This window comes from Streptomyces sp. NPDC127106, from assembly GCF_042677605.1.
GTDB lineage: Bacteria > Actinomycetota > Actinomycetes > Streptomycetales > Streptomycetaceae > Streptomyces.
The window spans coordinates 1-18,265 of the sequence record NZ_JBHXTC010000022.1; the positions used below are offsets into that span (position 1 = coordinate 1).

The window sequence follows — 18,265 nt, forward strand, 5'->3', positions numbered from 1 at the left end:
CCCGTTCGGCCTCGCTCAGAACGAGATCGGCCTTCGGCCGGCCGATGCGCATCCCGTCCTCAAGCCCCGAGATGCCCTCCGCCGCGAACTTCCCATGCCACTTCCGCACCGTCGTCGCGGTCACACCGACTTCCACGGCGACTCTCGCGTTCGGCACCCCACCCTCGCAGGCCAGCACGATGCGAGCACGCTCGGCGAACCGCGGCGCCACCGTCCCACCGGCCCAGCGGGACAACTCTGCACGCTCTTCATCAGACAGGCGGACTTCAACAGCACGAGGACCCGGGGGCATAAAAACAGGCTACAGACTTAGCCCTGAGATTTCCGGCGCATCACACTAGGGTGGGCGTGGCCGAAGTGGGTCACCGCCCCCTTGAACGATGGCGTTGAGGTGTTCGCTCTGCCGAAGCGACTGACCCGAGCACTGGCCAGCGCGAGCTCCGCCGAACTCGAAGAACTCGCAGGCCGCTGGACTACGCGCCTCCGATCCGAGGACGGAGACGACATGACCGACGATGACCTGCTGGCAGTCCTGCAAGGCGTTGCCCGCCTCGCAGCGTCTGCGGTGAATACGGGTGGCGGCCTCTACAGCTGGAGCTTCTGACCGCCCCTCCGTGAGGGACGCTCGTTCTTGACGCCGCTGCACGCCAGGAGCTCGGTCCCGGTGGCGTCGAAGTACAGGGTGAAGAACCAAGATCGGTCTGCTGCAACGATGTTGCCGGTGCGCAGTTGCTCGTCGCGGTGCCGAGTGCGGAGGATCTCAACGGTCTCGTCAAGGCCGAGGGTTGTCAGGCCGATCTTCAACGACCTCCTCAGCCTTGTCGCAGCGATGCCAAAGACCATCCAGTGCGGGGCCTGGCCGTCGTAGAGCATGACCTCGCCGCCGCCGGCGATGGCGTCGCGCGCTGCCTTGCAGGCACTGGTCTGGCCTTTGAGCATCGCAGTGATGTCGGGGTGACGTGGGTTCTCGTCCTCGGTGGCCATGCGGTGACTGTAGAGATCGAGCGCAGGCGTTGCTACAGGATTCGGCGTGACCTGCGCAGGGCTCTGAGACGGAGGCGTTCGTGACAGGTAGAGCGGCAGACCGGCAACGTAGTGGTCAATCGGTCAATACCAAACCCTGGCTGCAAGATCCCCTCCACCCCGGAGACGTCGGTCCACGTCTCCAGCCACTCCCTCGCCTTGGCGAGGTCGGTGGTCATCGGGCACAGCGTCCACGGCGCGCTCAGCTGGTGGGTGCCGAAGAGGTCCTCGAGGATTCGCCGGCGCTCGTGATAGGGCCGGGTAAGGAGTTCGGTGCCGTCCTGCTGAAGGACGTCGAAGGCGATGAAGAAGGCCGGGGTCTTCGCGGCCAGTGCGGCGGCGGTGCGGCCGCGGGCGGCGGCCCGGCGCTGGAGCGCTTCGAAGGACAGGCGTCCGACAGCGGTGTCCCAGACGACGAGTTCGCCGTCGAGGACCAGGCCGTCGGGCAGCTGCTGGGCGGCGGCGACCAGGTCGGGGAAGCGGTCCTGGACCAGGGAGCCACGCCGGGTCTGGAGCAGCACCCTGCCGTCCGGGCCGACCGGGGTGAAGAGGATGGCGCGGTGGCCGTCGAACTTCTGCTCCAGGGCCAGGCCGCCCGCCAGGACGCCGGGACCGGGGACAGACTCGGCAGCCTGGGCGAGCATCGGCTCAAAGGGAGGGGTCAGAAACACTCGGGGGTTGGCCTCCTTCACCGCCGCTCCGTGCCTGGTCCCAGCGTCACCCGCCGGGCACGGTCCAGCGCGCCCGATGCGGCCAGAAGGCCCCGCGACGTCAGGCTCCAGGGTGGGTTGGCTTCTGCTGTGACTCCAGGAGCCGGGCACGGCACTCCTGGCAGAGGGGGTTCCCGCCAACCCCATATCGACAACATGTTCTATGACTTCTCTGCACCAAGCCCACCTGTGGTCAGCCCAGTCAATCGGTAGGCGCTCAAGGCGGCACCGAGGTGCGCTGGCTGTCCGGAGCCGGGATCGTGGGCAGGAGTGCGCGCACCAGTGCGGTCGGCCACCGGGTGAGGGTGGCCGACCCGCACAGCTTCCCTCAGGGCACGAGCCCGTGCGGGGCTTCGGCCGCGGCAGGTGCCTGAGGTACCTCCAGCCCTGCTGTCGGGCCGATGACGAACACAGCGGGCGGTGCGACGCTGTGGACAGCGCAGTCCTGGGCGAGGTTGGCCAGTGTGGACCGCAGAATGCGCTGGAAGCGGGTGGCTGCGTCCTGGACGACGAGTACCGGTGTGGCCGCGTCCCGGCCGGCTCGCATCAGCAGCTCGCTGCTCTTGGCCACGTGAGTGACGCCCATGAGGATCACCAGCGTGCCCTTGAGCCGGCCGAGAGCAGACCAGTCGACGAGGCCTGCGGCGTGATCAGGGGGTACGTGCCCGGACACGATGGTCACTTCCTGGGCCATGCCCCGGTGGGTCACCGGAATCCCGGCCAGCGCCGGTGCCGCCAGCGCGCTGCTCACGCCCGGCACCACGGTCACCGGCACATCTGCCTTGGCGCAGGCGGACACTTCCTCGAAGCCGCACCCGAACAGGTACGGGTCTCCGCCCTTGAGCCGGACCACGAACCGTCCCGCCAGTGCCCGGTCCACCATGACCTCGTTGATGTGCTCCTGGGCCATAGTCCGGCTGTAGGGCAGTTTGGCCGCGTCGATGATCTCGACCTCCGGCCGCAGGTCGGCCAGCAGCTCCAGCGGCGCCAGCCGGTCGACCATGACCACGTCGGCGGCTCTGAGCAGATCGCGGCCGCGCACGGTGATCAGGTCCGGATCTCCTGGTCCGGCGCCGATCAGGGCCACGCCCGGACCCGGATGATCCGGCCGGGCGTCGTCCGCCGCGGCTTGCCTGTTCACGAGGGTGCAGAACACCCGCTTCTGCTCGGCGACCCGGGCGATTTCCTCGTTGTGGTCTGGGGTGCAGGCGACCGCGAACCAGACGTCGTCCAGGTCCGCGGGCTGCCATGACCGCTCGTGCCACCGGATGCGGCCCGCCTGGGCCATGGCCCCGATGGCAGGGCACAGGGCAGGCGCCACGACGGTGATGTCCGCACCGGTACGGCTAAGGCGCGCGAGGGGCCGCAGCGCCGTGGGCTCCCCTCCGAACACGACCACTCGGCGTCCCGCCAGATCAAGCTCGGTCGACAACGGTCGCGCCTCGGGAACGGGAATACGAGCTGTGGGAATCAAGCGCCTTCATCCATTCGTATCAGAGTGCAGGAAGCTGTCCGGGAATCCCTCGGCCTCGAGGGTCCGGCCGACGAGGAGCGTCGCGATGCGCTCCGCCCCAGCGGCCCGCACGTCGTGAGCGATGCGCGCGAGCGTCGAGCGCACGACCTGCTGACCGCGCTGACTCGCCTGCGCGACCACCGCTGCCGGGCAGTCCTCGCCGTAGTACGGGACCAGCTCCTCGACGACCTGTTCCAGATGGTTGATCACCAGATAGATCGCGAGCGTCGTCCCGGTCCGCGCGAAGTTCGTCAGTGTCTCCCCTGGGGGCATCGAGCCCGGCCTCGACCGAGCCCGCGTGATGACCAGACTCTGGCCCACGCCGGGGACGGTCAGCTCCCGGCCCAGAACGGCGGCGGACGCGGCGAAGGCGGATACGCCCGGCACCACCGCGTGCGGCACGTCCTGCTTGTCCAGCAGGCGCATCTGCTCGGCGACCGTGCTGTACAGCGACGGATCTCCAGAGCACAGGCGCACGACGTCCAGGCCCCGGCGATGCGCCGCGACGATCCGTGCGACGGCTTCGCCGAGCGGCAGATTCGACGCATCGATGAGGTTCGCGTCCGGCGGGCAGAAGGCGAGCAGATCGGTGGGGGTCATGCTCCCCGGGTAGAGACACAGACCGCAGCGACCGAGGAGTTCTCGGCCCCGGACTGTGATCAGATCCGCCGCCCCAGGCCCGGCGCCGACGAAATACACGGTCATACGAGTGCGCTCCTCCTTCCAATCGCCCGCCACCACGGCGGACACGAGGAGAACGACGCCTGTTCGTCTTCGGTGACGTCGATTCCCGGACGTACCGCAGGCGGTTCCAGGGCGGTGAGGGACCAACGGCCCGGAAGATCAGGAATCGCAGCGACCGGCCCGAGCCCGCCCAGCAGCGGGCACCTTCCTCCTCCCGGGCCTGACTGGCACAGGTCCGCGGTCGGTCACTACGGAGTGAAGGGCCGGGTTCGAGAAGGTTCAGTCAACACACCAGCGCACGCACGGTCCCGACTGTGACGGGGCCCAGGTCGCGACTGCAGGACGTTGGGTGGGGGTACTCATGAGCAGGTTCCTCTCGGCGGCACTGTAGTGAACCGTTTCGCCGACCCGGCATTCTCGCCGACACACAGCGCCCACAAGCAGTCACCAGACCGCGCTCCGCTACCAGGGCAGCAGGGGTTCGGGAGGGGGTGCAACACGGCGGTGCAACGCTCTCGCGCAACGGGGCGTTGCACGCGTTGCGCCAGGTCAAGCCCGCAACACACGGCTGCGCTCGACCACGTTGCACAGCCCAGGGCACCCGCCTGCAGGCAGCGGGGCTACGTCCTGCCCTCCGCGCCCCAGCCACCGAGGAAGTCGGCCAGGGCTCCGCGCTGCTGTTCCTCGCGGGCGATCTGCTGCGCGAGGACGTCGCGGTCGATATACGGGGGCGACGGCGGCGAGAACCAGGCGCTGGAGTTCGTCCGGCTCCAGTGCCTCCACCTCCCACTGCACCGGGCGCTCGATGCGAAGGCCGGCCACCTCGGGTCGCCGTGTTTGCCCTCGGTCGCCGGGAGCCCGTACGCGCGTACCTGTTCGTAGGTGAGCAGCACCCGGGTCACCGAGCTCCAGCAGCACCGTGCGTTCCACCCAGTCCCGTTCGATGTCCTCGCCGGAGCAGTCGAAGTCGCCGACCACGGCAAGGTGGGCTTCGCGTTGCTCATGGGCGACGCGGTCGCGGACGACGTCGGCGTAGGACTGGGAGCTGAAGCCGCGGACCACGAGCACGGGGATGCCCGCGAACTCGAGCCAGCCGGTCAGTTGCTGTCGGAGGGTGTCTTTCTCCGCCGCGACGTACAGGGCCTGCTTCGCCCGTGGTGCGGTCCAGGCGGAACCAGGTGGGCATCGCGGCGACGAACTCGTCCGCGTCCGGCCAGGCCGGCGGGACGTGGACTTCGCGGACGGTGTCGATCAGGTCGGGGAAGCGGCCCTCCCGCCGGCCTGTGCCAGCTGCGCGGACAGCCGCCGGTACATCGGCGGCGTGTGCGGCAGCACGCCCTCGGCTGCGAGGCGGTACATGACCTGCCTCAAGGTCACCTTGAGCAGCGCGTACCCGTCCACGATCTGCCGTGCCCGTTCCACGACGAGGGGCCATCGGATCCGTTCACGAGCCATACCGGTACATGTACCCCTCCGCGCGGACGCCGGCCCTCAGTGCACGGGAACGTGCAGGCCGCAGTCGGCCTCATCGGCGGTGAGCCAGCTTCCGGTCCACGGGGCGTCGCTGGTCTCCAGCACGCGACCGGCAAGCGGGGCCACCCAGGAGCCGGACGATCACAGCGGTACCCCCACCCGACGGCCGGACTCTCCCGCCCCCACCCTTGGGCGGGCCTCGGCCCGCGGAGGACAGCATCCAGCCCGCCGAAAGAGTGAATCTGCCCTCGCGTACGTGGGCGCGGTCCTAGTCGTGTCGGCCCAACTCACCTGATTTCAGGAGGTATTGACACGTTTTCGGGTGGTCTGTCATGTTCTGTCGCCAAGGTGCAAAGCCAACGAGTGAGAGCGAGGAATCCCATGGCTCAGCGAACCGAGTACGACGCGGCCCAGACCGCGAAGCGGCTGCACACGACGGTCGCGGTGCTGCGCTGGGCGCAGCACGTGGGCATGGTCCCGGATCCGGACGTGAGCGGCTTCGCGTGGTCGCGGCAGGTAGTGGAGGCGATGGACGCGGGCGCCGTGCGGGCTGCGATGCCGCGCGAGGCGATCTCGCCGTACGAGGTGGCGAACCGGATCGCGGCAGCGCTGGGCAGGCCGAACGAGCCCGGCCAGCCGCCTGCGGTGTCGTCCTACGCGGTGGAGCGGCTGATCGCGCTCGGCCTGCTGACCGACCTCAGCGGCCACCGCCGGTACAGCTCCCTCAACCCCGATCAGGTCGACCAGGTCGTCGCACGGGAGGGCCTGGCCGAGCTGCTGGACTGTGAGGCCCCGCTCGGGCCGGAGCAGGCCGCGGCCCGGCTCGGCGTACGCCGGGTCGATTTCGAGTGGATGCGCCGCCTGGGCTGGATCGCTCCGGTCTCCTGGGGCCGCGTCCAGTTCGGCGCGAGCAAGGCCGGCGCCGTCGACGTCCCGCGCTTCGCCGCCGGGCACGTCGACGACCTGCCCGGGGCACACCCCGAGGTCGACTGGGCGCAGCTGCGCACGGTCGGCAAGGGCCGGCGCCCTCCCCTCGCCGGACTCCGGGCGCAGCCGGCCTGAGCTCCGCGGCCCGGCCCTGATGGACGGCACCTCTTCCCCTCGGCTATCGCGTGGGAAAGACACCTCATGCAGCTAAGGAGTCAAGGCGCCCGAGGGGAGACCGGTCTGGAGGCGTCACGTGGTTCGTGATCACGGGGGTGCGTCGGGCGTGAAGGCGTAGGTCCGCAGCGGATTCAGATGTAGCTCGTGCGGACCCATACAGTCCGCGGCAAGAGTTCCCACGGCCGCCCCGCACACGCACGTCATGTTGGGGCCTCCCGATCCGAGAGGTCCGCAGCAACCGTGGTGAATGCCCAGAGAGCTGGCCAGTTGCAGGCTCGGCACGTCCTCCGGGTGCACAATGACGGAGTTCCGGGGGCCGGCGGGCACCATGTCGGTCATGCCGGGCGGCATGAGCAGAGCCCTGCTCACAAGTGCGCGTGCTGCCTGGGTGCCTGGTGCCACGAAGGGAGCGCCCCAGGGTTCGGGATCGATGGCGTAGCTGCCTCGCGGGACCGTCGAAGGCGCGAGCCGCGTCGTACTGTGCCGGTCTTTGTCGTGCAGCGAAATATCCGGGATGCCCTGGTGCTTCTGCAGGTCCGGGGTAAGTTCGGCACCGCACTTGGCACAGTAGAAGACCGTCACACCGACTGTTGTATCCCACCAACAGCACCCGTCACGACCGAGTTCCCCTCCTCAGTCCGCCTGTCCAGCACAAGCGGTGGGGAAGGCAATGGACTCGTCGAAAGGAACTCGTGTCTGAAGGCAGTGGTGGAGTTGGCCGATCATGCGGTTGAACAGGGTGTCGCAGGGCTTGCATGTGCCAATCTCCGCCCGCCCGGCGGCGCCGGTAGTGGGCGTCCGCGCCGCTTGAACCGCTGAGGGAGGCGAAGGCCCATAGGTGGCCGACGTGGTTGAGGCGGTTGTTCTTGGCGATGCAACCGGCGTCCAGCGTAGTGGCGTTTGCCGGAGGCCCGGGTGATCGGGGCCGAGCCGGCGTACGCCTTCAGCCCCCGGCCGTGGCGAACCGGGTGGTGTCGTCGCCGATCTCGCCCAGAATGCGGGCACCGACCTGGGGACCGATCCCGGGGAAGCTCAGCATGATCGCCGCGTCCGGGTGCGATGGGAAGGCATCCTCGGTCGCCTGCGCCAGGTCATCGACCGCCTCACAGGCCGGTCCACGACCTGTTCCACGACCTGCCGAGGCAGAAGTGGAAGCGCCGTTCCTGTGCGCACAATGAGTCCGGCGCGCAGGGACGGACGAAGGGGATGGACGTGCAGCAGAATCCGGGGATCGAGTTGCGGGTCGCGGGTCAGGCGGATGTAGACGCCGCGGCGGAGTTGTTCCGGGGGTACCTCGACTTCTACGAGGTGGAGGTGACCGATCCGGACCGGCCGCGCGCCTTCCTCGCCGAGCGGATCGCGAAGGACGAGTCGCTGGTCCTGCTCGCCGACGCACCGGGCGTCGGGACGGTCGGATTCGCCCAGGTGTACCGGGCGTTCTCCTCGCTCAGCATGGACACCGCCTGGGTGCTCAACGACCTGTACGTGGCCCCGGAAGGCCGACGTACCGGCGCCGGCCGGGCGCTGCTGCGCGAGGTGCTGCGCCGGGCGCGGGAGGCCGGGGTGACCGGGGTGCAGCTGGAGACCGCCTACGACAACAAGGTCGCGCAGGGGCTGTACGAGGCGGAGGGCTTCGTACGCGAGGGGTTCCATGTCTACTTCCACGAACTCGGGTGAAACATTTCCGGGCCGTCATCGCGTCGATGGGGTGAGACGACGCGAGGGGGAGTAGATGCGGCAGGGTCGCAGAGACGGGTTCCGTGAGTTCGCGGAAGGCAGATCGGGGCACCTGTACCGGTCGGCCTGCCTGCTGGCCAGCGGGGACACCCATCTCGCGGAAGATCTGGTGCAGGAGACCCTGGGGCGGATGTACCTGCTCTGGGGGCGGAGCTCCCGCATCGACAATCCGGCGGCGTACGCGCAGACGGTGTTGGTCCGGGCCTTCCTGACCCACCAGCGCCGGCGGTCGGCGGGCGAGCGCCCGGTCGGGGAGTTCCCCGATTCAGGTGCGGTGGCCACCGGTTCCGGCGATCCGGCGCTGCGGGTGACGCTGCTGGAGGCGCTGGGGCGGCTCGCGCCCAAGGATCGGGCGGTGCTCGTGCTGCGGTACTGGGAGGACCGCAGCATCGAGGAGACCGCCAACGCGATGAATACCAGCTCGGCGGCGGTCCGCACCCGGGCCTCGAGAGCGCTCGGCCGCCTCAGGGAGCAACTGGGCGGCAGCATCGGCGAGTTCGCGGGCCTCTGAAAACGGAGACGGTCCGGTTCGCCCGCGGTGGGCGGCGTCGGGCCGGTTCGGTCCTCTGCACACTCCTGAGAACGGAAGGTTTGGTTCCCCATGTCCTTTGAAGACGAGCTCGGTGAAGCCCTCCGGCGTGCGGGGGACGGTTTCACGGCCGACCGGCACGCCCTCGTGGAAGCCGGTGAGCGGCGCGGACGGCGGCTCGTCGCCCGCCGCCGGGCCGCCCTGATCGGCGGATCGGTGCTGTCCCTGGCACTGATCGGCGCGGCCGGCGCCTACGCGGGGGGCCTGCTGGGCGGAACGGACCGGGTCGAGGTCGCGACGCCGCCGACACCGTCGGGCGGACCGTCGGGAGGGGGCGGGGACGGCACCCCGGAGCCGCCGCCGCAGCCGCCCCGCGGTACCGGCGCGGTCTCCTCCTCACAGTTGGTCGAGGTGCTCAAGGGGCTGCTGCCGGAAGGGGCTCTGTCCGTAGAGCATGCGACCGGTACCGGCGGCGGCGGCGCGGGGGTCAGCGGCGTGTACGACGACGGCCAGGGTGGAGCGGCGATCAGGCTCGTCCTAAGCCGGATGGACCCGAACGGCAGCATGGCCAACACCACGACCATGTGTACGAAGAAAGCCACGCGGCCGGACGACGACTGCACAACGGAGCAGCTGGCCGACGGCTCCAGGCTGCTGATCCAGCAGGGCTACGCGGCCCAAAACCCCGGCATAGACATCAAGGAATGGCGGGCCGCACTCGTGACCCCGCAGGGGTTCCTCGTCGAGCTGTCCGAAAAGAATGCTCTGCCGATGGAGACCATGAAGGCCTCTCGCCCCAACCCTCCACTGAGCCCCGCCCAGTTGAGGGCCGTGGTCATCTCGGACAAGTGGCACCCGGCGCTGAACGACCTGCCCGCGGCCGCGCAGCAACCGCGGGGCTGGACGCCCGCGAATCCGAACGCGCTGCGGGATCTGAAGGCCGTGGAGCAGCTGGAGAAAATGGTGACCAAGATGAAGGTCCCGGTCATCTCCAAGGGCGGGGAGTCAGGGTCCGGCCACGTCGTGGTCGACGACGGCAAGGGTAAGTCCCTGGTCCGGCTCGTCGTCGTCAAGGAGACCGGCGCTCCGGACTTCGAGGGCAACGTCCCTTCGCCGAACGACCGCATCCGTACCAAGGTCACACAGGGGCCTGCGGAGAAGGGCAGCGGGGTGGTCCCGTGGACCGTGGACACCCGGTACGGGAACGGGCTGCGGGTGACGGTGACCGCCTACAACGCCGCTGACCAGAGCGGCACGGCCACCCGTGAGACGCCCGCGCTGACGCTGGAGCTGCTGCAGCACATCGCCACCGACCCCATGTGGCATGAGCTGGACTCCTTCGCGTCGGCGTAGCACTCCACGACGGCCGTGGTGAACGGGAACGGACCGGGGTGTCGCCGAAGGTGATCCGCCCGGCCCGGTCCCCGACGGCGCGGACCGCCTCGGCAACGGCCTCGGCCTCCTCGGCCGGGCAGTGCACGATCACGTCGTCGTGCTGGAAGAGCACCATCTCGGCCCGCAGGCCGCCGTGCGGCCGGTTCAGCAGAGGGCGCAGCCACTCCGCGGCCTGGACGCCCGCGTGGAACAGCCCCGCCTCCATCGCAGCGGGCTCGCCCTCCGCCTGCTTGGTAGACCGTCCAGGCCGTGAGGCCCTGCTGGAGGGAGGGGGCCAGGTAGGGGCAGTGGGCGGTCATCTGTCGTACGTACGCCGTGATGTCGATGGTGGTCGGGGTGGGGGTGCTGGCTTCGACGAGGCGCAGCCGCCCCGGCGGTGGGCCGGGGCGCTGGTGTGGTGGGGTAGGTGTTCACCGGCGGGCGGTCTCCGGCTGGTCGGGCGCGGCGTCGTCGCCGTCGCCGCCGGCGGGGCCGCAGTCCCACTCGGCGACCACGGTGCCGGTCTCGCGGTAGCGGGCCAAGGCCAGCTCAAGGCCAGCTCGTCGACGGTGCCGTCGGCGTTGGTGAACCAGATGTCCGGGAGCGGGCCGTACGCGGCCTCGTAGGCGGTGACCCAGGCGATCGGGCCGTGGCCGATGTTCGCGACGTGGCGGATCGGCTGGCCGGCGGTCTCCTGGCACAGGACCTTGTAGTCGGTGGTGCCGTGCATGTCGTGCCAGGCGGCGTCCACCGCCGGGGAGAACATCTCGGGCATGGGCCGGCCGGCCTTCAGGCGCTGGCCGGTGATGGTGAGGAACCGGCGCAGCTCGGTGGTTGTGGTGCTCATGATGATCCCTCTCGGTGCCGGGTGGTGCTGAGGCCCCGGGCCGGGTCCGGCCGGGGATGGTGCCGGCACCGCGCCTTCAGGAAGTCGGCCTCCAGGCGCGGTGGTTCACAGGGCCCTGGCGGGCCTGGGTGCGGCGGCTTCGGTGAGGCGGTCGAGGCGCTCGTAGAGGCACGGATGAGGCGGGCCCGCCCCTGGGCGCAGCGGACGGTGCCGTGCGCGGGGGGGTGCCTGCTACGCGACCAACGTCGCGTAACGCCTGGACACGCCCGGCGCCCGCGCGTCCCTCGCCCCGTTCGCCCCGCTGCCGTAGCGGGCAACCGCCCTGCGCCCCCGTCCGGACTCGGACAACTGTTCATGACCGCCTGCGCAGGGCGGTGCCGTGCCCCTACGCTCGGCCTTGGCAGAGGTGCAGTCGACGGGGACGGGGTGGGATGCGTGGAGATCGGGTTGGCGGACGCGGTGGCGGCGGTGCGGGACGAGCTGCTGGAGGCCGCGGCGAGCGGTGCGGGACACGAGATCTCGTTCGTGGTCGGGCCGGTGGAGATGGAGTTCGAGGTCGAGCTGCGCGCCGATGCGCGGGCGAAGGCGGGCTTCCGGGTGTGGGCCGTGACGGCGGACGCGGAGGCCGGGGTGGCCCGCGGCCGGACGCACCGGGTGTCGTTCACCCTCACCCCGAGGAGTCCCGCCGGCGGCGATCTGCTGGTCAGCGGGGGCGCGGACCGGCCGGCCGGTCCCGGCGACATGAGCGGCCGGATCCAGGACTGACCGGGCGTCGCCGTACGGAACGGGGGATGCGATGAGGCGGGATCGTCTGGTCGCGGTCGGAGGACCGGGCGGGCCGGGATCGGGGTACGTGATCGGTCCGCGGCTGGTGCTGACCTCGGCACACGTGGCCGGTCGGCGCGGCACGCTGGTGCAGGTGTTCCGGCCGGGCGGCGACGCGGTGTTCGGCGGGGCCGTGGTGTGGTGCGGCACGCCCGGCGGGCGCGACGATGCGGCCCTGGTGGAAGTGGACGACGCGAGGTGGCGGCCACCGGCGGGCGCGGGGGTGCACTGGGGCCGCCTGGTGACCGAGCAGCCCGGCCAGCCCAGCGCGACCTGGGGCGTACCGGACGTGGTGCAGCGGCCGGGGGCGGCGGTGGAGGCCGCGCAGCTGGCGGGGACGGTGAATCCGGGCAGTGGCTTCGTGGCCAACCGGCACGTGATGGACCTCGGCCCATATCCGCCGGTCTGGCCGACCGACGGGTCGTCGCCGTGGGGCGGGCTGTCAGGGGCCGCGATGTTCTGCGGCCGCCTGCTGACCGGGGTGGTCGCGGCCGACGCGGGCCGCTCCGGGCATGCCGCGCTCTCGGTGGTGCCGGCGTACGTGCTGCACCACGACGCGGAGTTCCGGGCCGTGCTGGCCGAGCACTGCGCCGGTGCGATGGTGCTCGAAGCGGTCGAGTTCCAGGACGTGGCCGAGGCCGGTCCGGTCGCGCCGGCCGGCGGTCTGGGCTCGGCGGCGGCGCTGCTGCAGGCGGGCCGGCAAGTCGTGGCGTTCCACGGCCGCGAGGAACTGCTGGGCCGGTTGGCTCGCTGGTGCCGGCAGGAGGGGTTCGGCAGCTGGCTGCTGCACGGCCCGGCCGGGCAGGGGAAGACCCGGCTGGCCCACCAGCTCGCCGCCACCCTGGCTCCGGACGGCTGGGCGGTGCTGTGGCCGCGCGCCGGTGCCACTCCGGCAGAACTACGGGCGGTGGGCCGGGCCGCCAAGCCGCTGCTGGTGGTGCTCGATTACGCGGAGACGCGCGCGGCACAGCTCGCCGCGATCCTGGAGGCCGCCGCCGAGCACGGGGGTGCCACGCCGTTCAAGGTTTTCCTGCTGGCCCGGACGGCCGGGGACTGGTGGGCCAGCGCGCAGGCAGTGAGCCGTACCGCCGAAGAACTACTCGACGGCACCCCGGTGGCCGCGCTGCCGGCGCTGGAGAGCGATGCGGCCGCGCGTCCGGAGGCGTACCGGCGGGCGGCGGAGGCCTTCGCGGCCGCGCTGCCCGAGGTGCGCGGCCGGCAGGGGCCCGACTGGCCGGCGCTGGCCGCCGCCCTCCCCTCCCTCGAGGTGAACCGGGCGAGCATGGACAACGCGCTGACCCTGCACATGACCGCCCTGGCCGATCTGCTGGACGCCGCCGACCCCGGTCCGGTCGAGGACGGGGCGGGACCCGCGGACGGCGTCGAGGACCGCCTGCTCCTGCACGAGCGCCGCTACTGGGAGCAGAGCGCGACTGCCTGCGGTCTGCGTCCGGCGCTGAGCACGGCCACCCTCGATGCCGCGCTCGCCGCCGCCCTGCTGGTGGGGGCCGCCGGCCGCGATCAGGCCGCCGAGGTCCTGCGCAAGGTCGGCGGGCTGGCCGACCAGCCGCGCGACCGCCGCGATGCCGTCCTGGCCTGGATCGCCGCCCTCTATCCGTCGGCCGATTCGGGTCCGTGGGGCAGCCTGCAGCCCGACCGGCTGACGGAGCGTCTGATCGGCCGCCGCCTGGAAGCGCACCCCGGGCTCGCCCACGACCTCGTACCGGGCATCACCGAAGAGCAGGCGGGCCGGCTGCTGACCCTCTACAGCCGCGCGGCCGCGCACGCCGTCTTCGCGGGGCAGCTCGACGACCAGCTGACCGCGCTGTGCGTCCGGCACCGCACCGTCCTGGCACCCACGGCGATGGCCGCCGCCACCCAAGTGGAACGTCCCGGCCCGCTCGTGGCCGGCCTGCAGCAGATCGCCGCGGATCCCCGGACCCCGCTGGACACCCTCAGGCAGCTCGACGACCGAGTCCCGCGCAGCCAGCGCCTGGCCGTCTGGGCCTGCGACCTGGCCTGGCACCTGGTCGCCCGCCACCGCGGCCTCCCCCACACCCCCGACCTGGTGTGGAGCCTGCATTCCCTCTCCTCGCGCCTGGCGGCTCTGGACCGGCGGGAGGAGGCGCTGGCCCCCGCCGAGGAAGCCGTCACCGTCGCCCGTTCCCTGGCGGACGCCGTCCCCCTGATCGCGAGCCTGAACGCGTACGCCGACCGGCTGCGTGACCTCGGGAGCCGTGAGGAGGCCCTGGCCACGATCACAGAGGCCGTGGCGCTCTCCCGCGGCCTGGGCGGCGGCCGCACCCCCGACCTCGTCGAGAGTCTGAACAAGCTCGCCGCCCTGCTGGGCGATCTCGGGCGGCAGGAGGCGGCGCTGGCCGCGTCCGAGGAGGCGGTGCGCCTGCGTCGCGAGGCCGGGGCAGGTTCGGACGCCGAGGCCCGCCAGCTCGCCCGGAGCCTGAACGTCCACTCCGAACGCCTGTGGGACCTGGGCCGGAAGGAGGAGGCCATGGAGGCGCTCATCGAAGCCGCCCGGCTGCACGACGGCATGGCCGGTGCAGGCTCTGCGTACTCCCCCGCTCACGTCGCGACGCTGAGCGAGATGGCGGTCAAAGGTGCGCAGATGGGCTGGCTGAAGGGGGCCCTGTCGATGGCCGAACGCGTGGTGCAGCTCAGCCGCGCCATGGCCAGGACCCGTCCCGACGCCCACCTGCCCCAGCTGGCCCAGAGTCTGGGTCGGCTGGCCTGGGCCCTGGAGGACTCGGGCCGGAAGGAAGAGGCCCTGGCCGCCGCCGAAGAGGCCTTGGCCATTCACCGGAGCTTGGTCGCCATCCATCCCGACGCCCACCTGATGGCGCTCAACGCGAGCCTGAGCACGGTCGCGGCGCTCCACGCGGCCCTGGATCGGCCCGAGCAGGCTCTCGCCGCCACCGAGGAGTGCGTACGGATCCTCCGCGGCCTGACGCGCGCCTACCCCGAGGCCCACCTGCCCCACCTGCCGGTGCAACTGCACACCCTCGGCACCCGGCTGGCGGCCGTGGGGCGCACGGAGCAGGCCCTGGCGGCCCTCGAGGAAGCCCTCGGCATCCGCCGCACCCTCGCCTCCCGCGACCCGGACGCCCACCTGCAAGGCCTGGCGAGCAGCCTGATCGCCGTGACCGTACGGCGGGAGCAGTCCGGCCGGCCGGGGGAGGCCCTCGCCGCCCTCGAGGAAGCCGTCACCGTCTACCGCACCCTGGCCGCCACCCGGCCCGCCCACGTCCCCGACCTCGCCAAGGCCCTGTACACGCTCTCCCGCAGGCTGGAGGGGTTGCACCGGTGGGACGAGGCGCTGGCCGCGGCCCGCGAGGCGTTCCGCCTCCTGCCCGAACTCGCGCTGTACGAGCGGCGCTGATCCGGCGGGCGTCGTGCGGGATCCCGGCGAGCCGGGGGTGTGGGCGCGGGCTTCGGCGCCGGGTGGACCTCGGGGGCGAGCATGCGCCATGCGTTCACGCTGTAGCGGGCGAGGATACGGGGGGCGAACTCCTCGCGGACCTCCGGGCCGCCGAGGGCGCGGGCAGTCGCGGACCGGGCGACCAGGAGGACGTGCATGCAGACCTGGCGGCCCATGCAGAGGATCTCGATGAGCACGTCGACGGCCGGGGAGGTCTTCGGGTCGCTGGACTCGCGGGACTCCTCCCAGTAGCGGGCCAGCTGCTTCATCGCGGCGTTGACCTCTTCGAGGGGGTCAGCAGCCGCGGGCCGATGGCGTTCGGGTCGGCGCCGATGCCCAGTTCGTCGGCGACGCGTGTCCGGCGCCGGACGAGGGCGTCGTGGATGTCCGCGATGTCTCGGCAGTAGGTGACGCCGGAGAGGCCGTCGGCCCACGGGTGAGAGATCCTTGGTGTCGAGGACGCTCCAGCCGTAGATCGTGATCATGCATGCGGAAGCCGCTCGCCGGCAGCCTGCCCGCGTGGCTGAGACCTGGAACGAAGGGCAGTTGATTGCGGACGGCTTCGAGCGTGTGTACGCCGAGTTGAAGTGGTACGACGGACCGCGCGTCGGCCTTGCTGACATCAACGGGAAGCCTCACTCCTTCCAGAGCCACGACTACGACCACGCCGGCGCGAAGGGCGAGCGGTATCACGACTGGGCCGAGGTCGGCGTCCACGGCCCAGTCGGGAGCCTCGGCCACTGGCGCCTGCTGGTCCGCCGCAACCGCCGAACAGGCGAACTCGCCTTCTCCCGCTGCCACTCGCCCTGTTTGGTCCCCCTGTCGGCCCTGGTGCTGGTGGCTGGACGGCGATGGACGGTGGAGGAGACATTCCAGGCGAGCAAGGGCCTGACCGGCCTCGACGAGCACCAGGTCCGCCGCTGGACCTCATGGCACCGGTGGGTCACCCTCGCGATGCTTGCCCACGCTTTCCTCACCGTCACCGCAGGCGCCGAACGCCGTGACCGCCCGGCCCCTCACGGCCTGATTCCCTTGACCGGCAACGAGATCCAGCACTTGTTCGCGGCACTGATCAGTCCGGTTCATCACCTCGCGCATCGACTGCGCTGGTCACAGTGGCGACGCCGGCACCAAGCTCGCTCCCGCGACTGCCACTACCAGGGGCAAGCGGCCTCTCAGCCATGAAGATCACGATCTACAGCTGGAGTACTAGCAGGTCCTTCACGGTTCGTCCCCGACTCGGGCGAAGCCGCCTCACCTGGTGGGTGATGACCGCCGTGCTCATCACCAGGGCACTGTGCCGGCGTCGTCGAAGAACTGGCCGGTCGGGCCGTCGTCGGGCAGGGTCGCGAGTGCGATGGCGATCGCCGCGCCCTGTTCGGGGGTGCGCACGCCGCGGAAGCCGTTGAGGTCGGTCGCGACGTAGCCGGGGCAGCCGGCGTTGATCAGGATGTTCGTGCCGCTCAGCTCCCGGGCGTACTGGAGGGTGACTGCGTTCAGGAACGTCTTGGACGGCGAGTACGCCACGGCCACCGGACCCGCCGTCTGCTCGGCGGCGGTTCCTGACTGCCGGGTGAGGGAGCCGACGCTGCTGGACATGTTCACGATCCGCGGTGCAGCAGAGCGGCGCAGCAGCGGCATCATCGCGTTGGTGACGCGGATGACGCCGATCACGTTGGTCTCCACGACCGTCCGGATGGTGGCGGGATCGACCTGGGTGGGCTCCTGCGGCATACCGCCGGCGATGCCGGCGTTGTTGACGAGCACGTCGAGACGCCCCGCCTGTTCCTCGATCAGCCGTGCGGCGGCGGTCACGCTCGTGTGGTCGGTCACGTCCAGTGGTACGCCGAACGCGTCGACGCCGGCCGCGCGCAGTCTTTCCACCGCGGCCTTACGGCGCTGATCGTCGCGTGCGCCGACGCCGACGCTCCAGCCGAGGGCGCCCAGGCCCGCGGCGATCTCGTAGCCGATTCCCTTGTTCGCGCCGGTGACCAGCGCAATCGTTCGTTCACTCATGGGGACCATGCTGTCCTCGGACTCCGTCTGGGGTCCAAGACCGATCGGGTGGGCGACGATACCGTCCGGGTATCGATCCGGGGTAGCGTGGTCGTATGGAGACCCGGGAACTGCGCTACTTCGTCGCGGTCGCTGAGGAGTTGCACTTCGGGCGCGCCGCGCGGCGGCTCGGGATCGCGCAGCCGCCTTTGTCACGGGCGATCCAGCAGCTCGAACGCCGGCTCGGGGCAGTGCTGCTGGATCGGACCAGCCGCACTGTCGCACTGACCGAGGCCGGTTCGGTGCTGCTGGCCGAGGGCCGCGCGGCCCTCGACGCGGTCGACGCTGCTGAACGCCGGACCCGCCGCGCTGCCCTTTCCGCGACCGGGCGTCCCGGCCTGGTCCTTGTGACGAAAGCCAGCGCGTCCCGCGAACTGCTGGCGAAACTGCTCGACGCGTACGCCGCCGAACCCGGGGCGGTCCCGGTCGAGGTCATCCTGTGCGGGCCGGCCGAGCAGGAACGACTCCTGCGCGCGGGCCGGGCCGACGTGGCGCTACTGCACCGTCCGTTCGACTCGACGTCCGGGTTCGACACCGAAGAACTCAGTACGGAAGGCCAGGTTGTGGTCCTGCCGGCCGGGCATCCGCTCACCATCCGGGCCCATGTGCACATGGCCGACATCACCGAGCTGCCGGGCCTGCCCCTGCCACGCTGGCCCGACCCCGACGGCACCTACCCGCCCGGCCCCGGCCCGCAGGTCCGCGACCACGCGCAGCTGTTGCAGCTCGTCGCGCTCGGCCGTGCCTGCGCGGTCTCACCGGAGTCGTGCCGAGCCCAACTGCACGGTGACCTCGCGGCAGTGCCCGTGCTGGACGCGCCGACAGTCACCACCGTGATCGCCTGGCCACCGCACAGCCGGTCCAGAGCCGTCGCCGACCTTGTCCGGACTGCGACACGTCTCCAGTAGTTCCCACATGCCTGGCCAGGTTCCACCTATCGCGTCCCGGCCCAGCGGTC

The 18,265-nt window shown here is 71.2% G+C and carries 18 protein-coding genes and 1 pseudogene; 8 read left to right on the forward strand and 11 right to left on the reverse strand.

What is annotated here, in order from left to right; all coding sequences use genetic code 11:
* The 7 genes from ACFVGY_RS19595 to ACFVGY_RS19625 form a co-directional block, all read right to left on the reverse strand.
* On the reverse strand, positions 1 to 292 hold a 292-nt coding region (locus ACFVGY_RS19595; protein WP_385678794.1), incomplete at its 3' end, for a transposase.
* Positions 293 to 585: 293 nt separating this feature from the next.
* On the reverse strand, positions 586 to 984 hold the full coding sequence (locus ACFVGY_RS19600) for a hypothetical protein (RefSeq protein ID WP_385678797.1): 399 nt from the start codon (positions 982 to 984) through the stop codon (positions 586 to 588).
* Positions 985 to 1,016: 32 nt separating this feature from the next.
* A complete protein-coding gene (locus tag ACFVGY_RS19605) occupies positions 1,017 to 1,667 on the reverse strand; it encodes a hypothetical protein (protein ID WP_385678799.1) in 651 nt (216 codons plus the stop codon).
* A gap of 394 nt (positions 1,668 to 2,061) precedes the next feature.
* Positions 2,062 to 3,207: a uroporphyrinogen-III C-methyltransferase gene (gene cobA, locus ACFVGY_RS19610; protein ID WP_385678802.1), complete on the reverse strand. Its 1,146-nt coding sequence runs from the start codon at positions 3,205 to 3,207 to the stop codon at positions 2,062 to 2,064.
* A 6-nt stretch (positions 3,208 to 3,213) separates the two neighbouring features.
* Positions 3,214 to 3,951, reverse strand: coding sequence for a cobalt-precorrin-4/precorrin-4 C(11)-methyltransferase (locus ACFVGY_RS19615; RefSeq protein ID WP_385678805.1), 738 nt, complete (start codon positions 3,949 to 3,951; stop codon positions 3,214 to 3,216).
* 599 nt (positions 3,952 to 4,550) lie between these two features.
* Positions 4,551 to 4,832: a hypothetical protein gene (locus tag ACFVGY_RS19620; RefSeq protein WP_385678808.1), complete on the reverse strand. Its 282-nt coding sequence runs from the start codon at positions 4,830 to 4,832 to the stop codon at positions 4,551 to 4,553.
* A gap of 349 nt (positions 4,833 to 5,181) precedes the next feature.
* Complete coding sequence (locus ACFVGY_RS19625; RefSeq protein WP_385678811.1) at positions 5,182 to 5,385, reverse strand: hypothetical protein; 204 nt, start codon at positions 5,383 to 5,385, stop codon at positions 5,182 to 5,184.
* 399 nt (positions 5,386 to 5,784) lie between these two features.
* Between ACFVGY_RS19625 and ACFVGY_RS19630 the strand changes: the two genes are divergently transcribed.
* Positions 5,785 to 6,465 (forward strand): hypothetical protein, encoded by a 681-nt coding sequence (locus tag ACFVGY_RS19630; protein WP_385678814.1) that lies wholly within the window; start codon positions 5,785 to 5,787, stop codon positions 6,463 to 6,465.
* Between the two features lie 129 nt (positions 6,466 to 6,594).
* On the opposite strand, the gene ACFVGY_RS19635 is transcribed toward ACFVGY_RS19630, so the two are convergent.
* Both ACFVGY_RS19635 and ACFVGY_RS19640 read right to left on the reverse strand, forming a co-directional pair.
* Complete coding sequence (locus ACFVGY_RS19635; protein WP_385678817.1) at positions 6,595 to 7,089, reverse strand: hypothetical protein; 495 nt, start codon at positions 7,087 to 7,089, stop codon at positions 6,595 to 6,597.
* Between the two features lie 51 nt (positions 7,090 to 7,140).
* Positions 7,141 to 7,615, reverse strand: a pseudogene (locus tag ACFVGY_RS19640) (transposase); the annotation flags it as partial.
* A 104-nt stretch (positions 7,616 to 7,719) separates the two neighbouring features.
* Between ACFVGY_RS19640 and ACFVGY_RS19645 the strand changes: the two are divergent.
* From ACFVGY_RS19645 to ACFVGY_RS19655, 3 genes are all read left to right on the forward strand, one after another.
* Entirely contained in the window at positions 7,720 to 8,184 is a 465-nt protein-coding gene (locus tag ACFVGY_RS19645; RefSeq protein WP_385679079.1) for a GNAT family N-acetyltransferase, read from the forward strand.
* A gap of 55 nt (positions 8,185 to 8,239) precedes the next feature.
* Positions 8,240 to 8,755, forward strand: a complete 516-nt coding sequence (locus tag ACFVGY_RS19650) for a SigE family RNA polymerase sigma factor (RefSeq protein WP_385678820.1) — start codon at positions 8,240 to 8,242, stop codon at positions 8,753 to 8,755.
* A 90-nt stretch (positions 8,756 to 8,845) separates the two neighbouring features.
* The gene (locus ACFVGY_RS19655) at positions 8,846 to 10,126 is read left to right on the forward strand and encodes a hypothetical protein (RefSeq protein ID WP_385678823.1); all 1,281 of its coding nucleotides are present in this window, start codon (positions 8,846 to 8,848) and stop codon (positions 10,124 to 10,126) included.
* Between the two features lie 337 nt (positions 10,127 to 10,463).
* On the opposite strand, the gene ACFVGY_RS19660 is transcribed toward ACFVGY_RS19655, so the two are convergent.
* A complete protein-coding gene (locus ACFVGY_RS19660) occupies positions 10,464 to 10,994 on the reverse strand; it encodes a hypothetical protein (RefSeq protein ID WP_385678826.1) in 531 nt (176 codons plus the stop codon).
* Between the two features lie 435 nt (positions 10,995 to 11,429).
* On the opposite strand from ACFVGY_RS19660, the gene ACFVGY_RS19665 reads away from it, so the two are divergent.
* From ACFVGY_RS19665 to ACFVGY_RS19675, 3 genes are all read left to right on the forward strand, one after another.
* Positions 11,430 to 11,759, forward strand: a complete 330-nt coding sequence (locus ACFVGY_RS19665; RefSeq protein WP_385678829.1) for a trypco2 family protein — start codon at positions 11,430 to 11,432, stop codon at positions 11,757 to 11,759.
* A gap of 88 nt (positions 11,760 to 11,847) precedes the next feature.
* Positions 11,848 to 15,213 carry a tetratricopeptide repeat protein gene (locus ACFVGY_RS19670; protein ID WP_385678832.1) on the forward strand — a complete coding sequence of 1,122 codons (3,366 nt, stop codon included), beginning with the start codon at positions 11,848 to 11,850 and terminating at the stop codon, positions 15,211 to 15,213.
* Positions 15,214 to 15,771: 558 nt separating this feature from the next.
* Positions 15,772 to 16,437, forward strand: a complete 666-nt coding sequence (locus ACFVGY_RS19675; protein WP_385678835.1) for a hypothetical protein — start codon at positions 15,772 to 15,774, stop codon at positions 16,435 to 16,437.
* A 99-nt stretch (positions 16,438 to 16,536) separates the two neighbouring features.
* On the opposite strand, the gene ACFVGY_RS19680 is transcribed toward ACFVGY_RS19675, so the two are convergent.
* On the reverse strand, positions 16,537 to 17,268 hold the full coding sequence (locus ACFVGY_RS19680) for an SDR family oxidoreductase (protein WP_385678837.1): 732 nt from the start codon (positions 17,266 to 17,268) through the stop codon (positions 16,537 to 16,539).
* Between the two features lie 95 nt (positions 17,269 to 17,363).
* Here ACFVGY_RS19680 and ACFVGY_RS19685 point away from each other — a divergent pair, with 95 nt between their 5' ends.
* Positions 17,364 to 18,215 carry a LysR family transcriptional regulator gene (locus ACFVGY_RS19685; RefSeq protein WP_385678840.1) on the forward strand — a complete coding sequence of 284 codons (852 nt, stop codon included), beginning with the start codon at positions 17,364 to 17,366 and terminating at the stop codon, positions 18,213 to 18,215.
* Positions 18,216 to 18,265 lie beyond the last annotated feature (50 nt).

Excerpts from the sequence above, each read along its gene's own strand:
- ACFVGY_RS19600 (WP_385678797.1), bottom strand. The coding sequence starts at position 984 with ATGGCCACCGAGGACGAGAACCCACGTCACCCCGACATCACTGCGATG.
- ACFVGY_RS19605 (WP_385678799.1), bottom strand. The coding sequence starts at position 1,667 with ATGCTCGCCCAGGCTGCCGAGTCTGTCCCCGGTCCCGGCGTCCTGGCG.
- ACFVGY_RS19615 (WP_385678805.1), bottom strand. The coding sequence starts at position 3,951 with ATGACCGTGTATTTCGTCGGCGCCGGGCCTGGGGCGGCGGATCTGATC.
- ACFVGY_RS19625 (WP_385678811.1), bottom strand. The coding sequence starts at position 5,385 with ATGGCTCGTGAACGGATCCGATGGCCCCTCGTCGTGGAACGGGCACGG.
- ACFVGY_RS19630 (WP_385678814.1), top strand. The coding sequence starts at position 5,785 with ATGGCTCAGCGAACCGAGTACGACGCGGCCCAGACCGCGAAGCGGCTG.
- ACFVGY_RS19650 (WP_385678820.1), top strand. The coding sequence starts at position 8,240 with ATGCGGCAGGGTCGCAGAGACGGGTTCCGTGAGTTCGCGGAAGGCAGA.
- ACFVGY_RS19655 (WP_385678823.1), top strand. The coding sequence starts at position 8,846 with ATGTCCTTTGAAGACGAGCTCGGTGAAGCCCTCCGGCGTGCGGGGGAC.
- ACFVGY_RS19660 (WP_385678826.1), bottom strand. The coding sequence starts at position 10,994 with ATGAGCACCACAACCACCGAGCTGCGCCGGTTCCTCACCATCACCGGC.
- ACFVGY_RS19680 (WP_385678837.1), bottom strand. The coding sequence starts at position 17,268 with ATGAGTGAACGAACGATTGCGCTGGTCACCGGCGCGAACAAGGGAATC.
- ACFVGY_RS19685 (WP_385678840.1), top strand. The coding sequence starts at position 17,364 with ATGGAGACCCGGGAACTGCGCTACTTCGTCGCGGTCGCTGAGGAGTTG.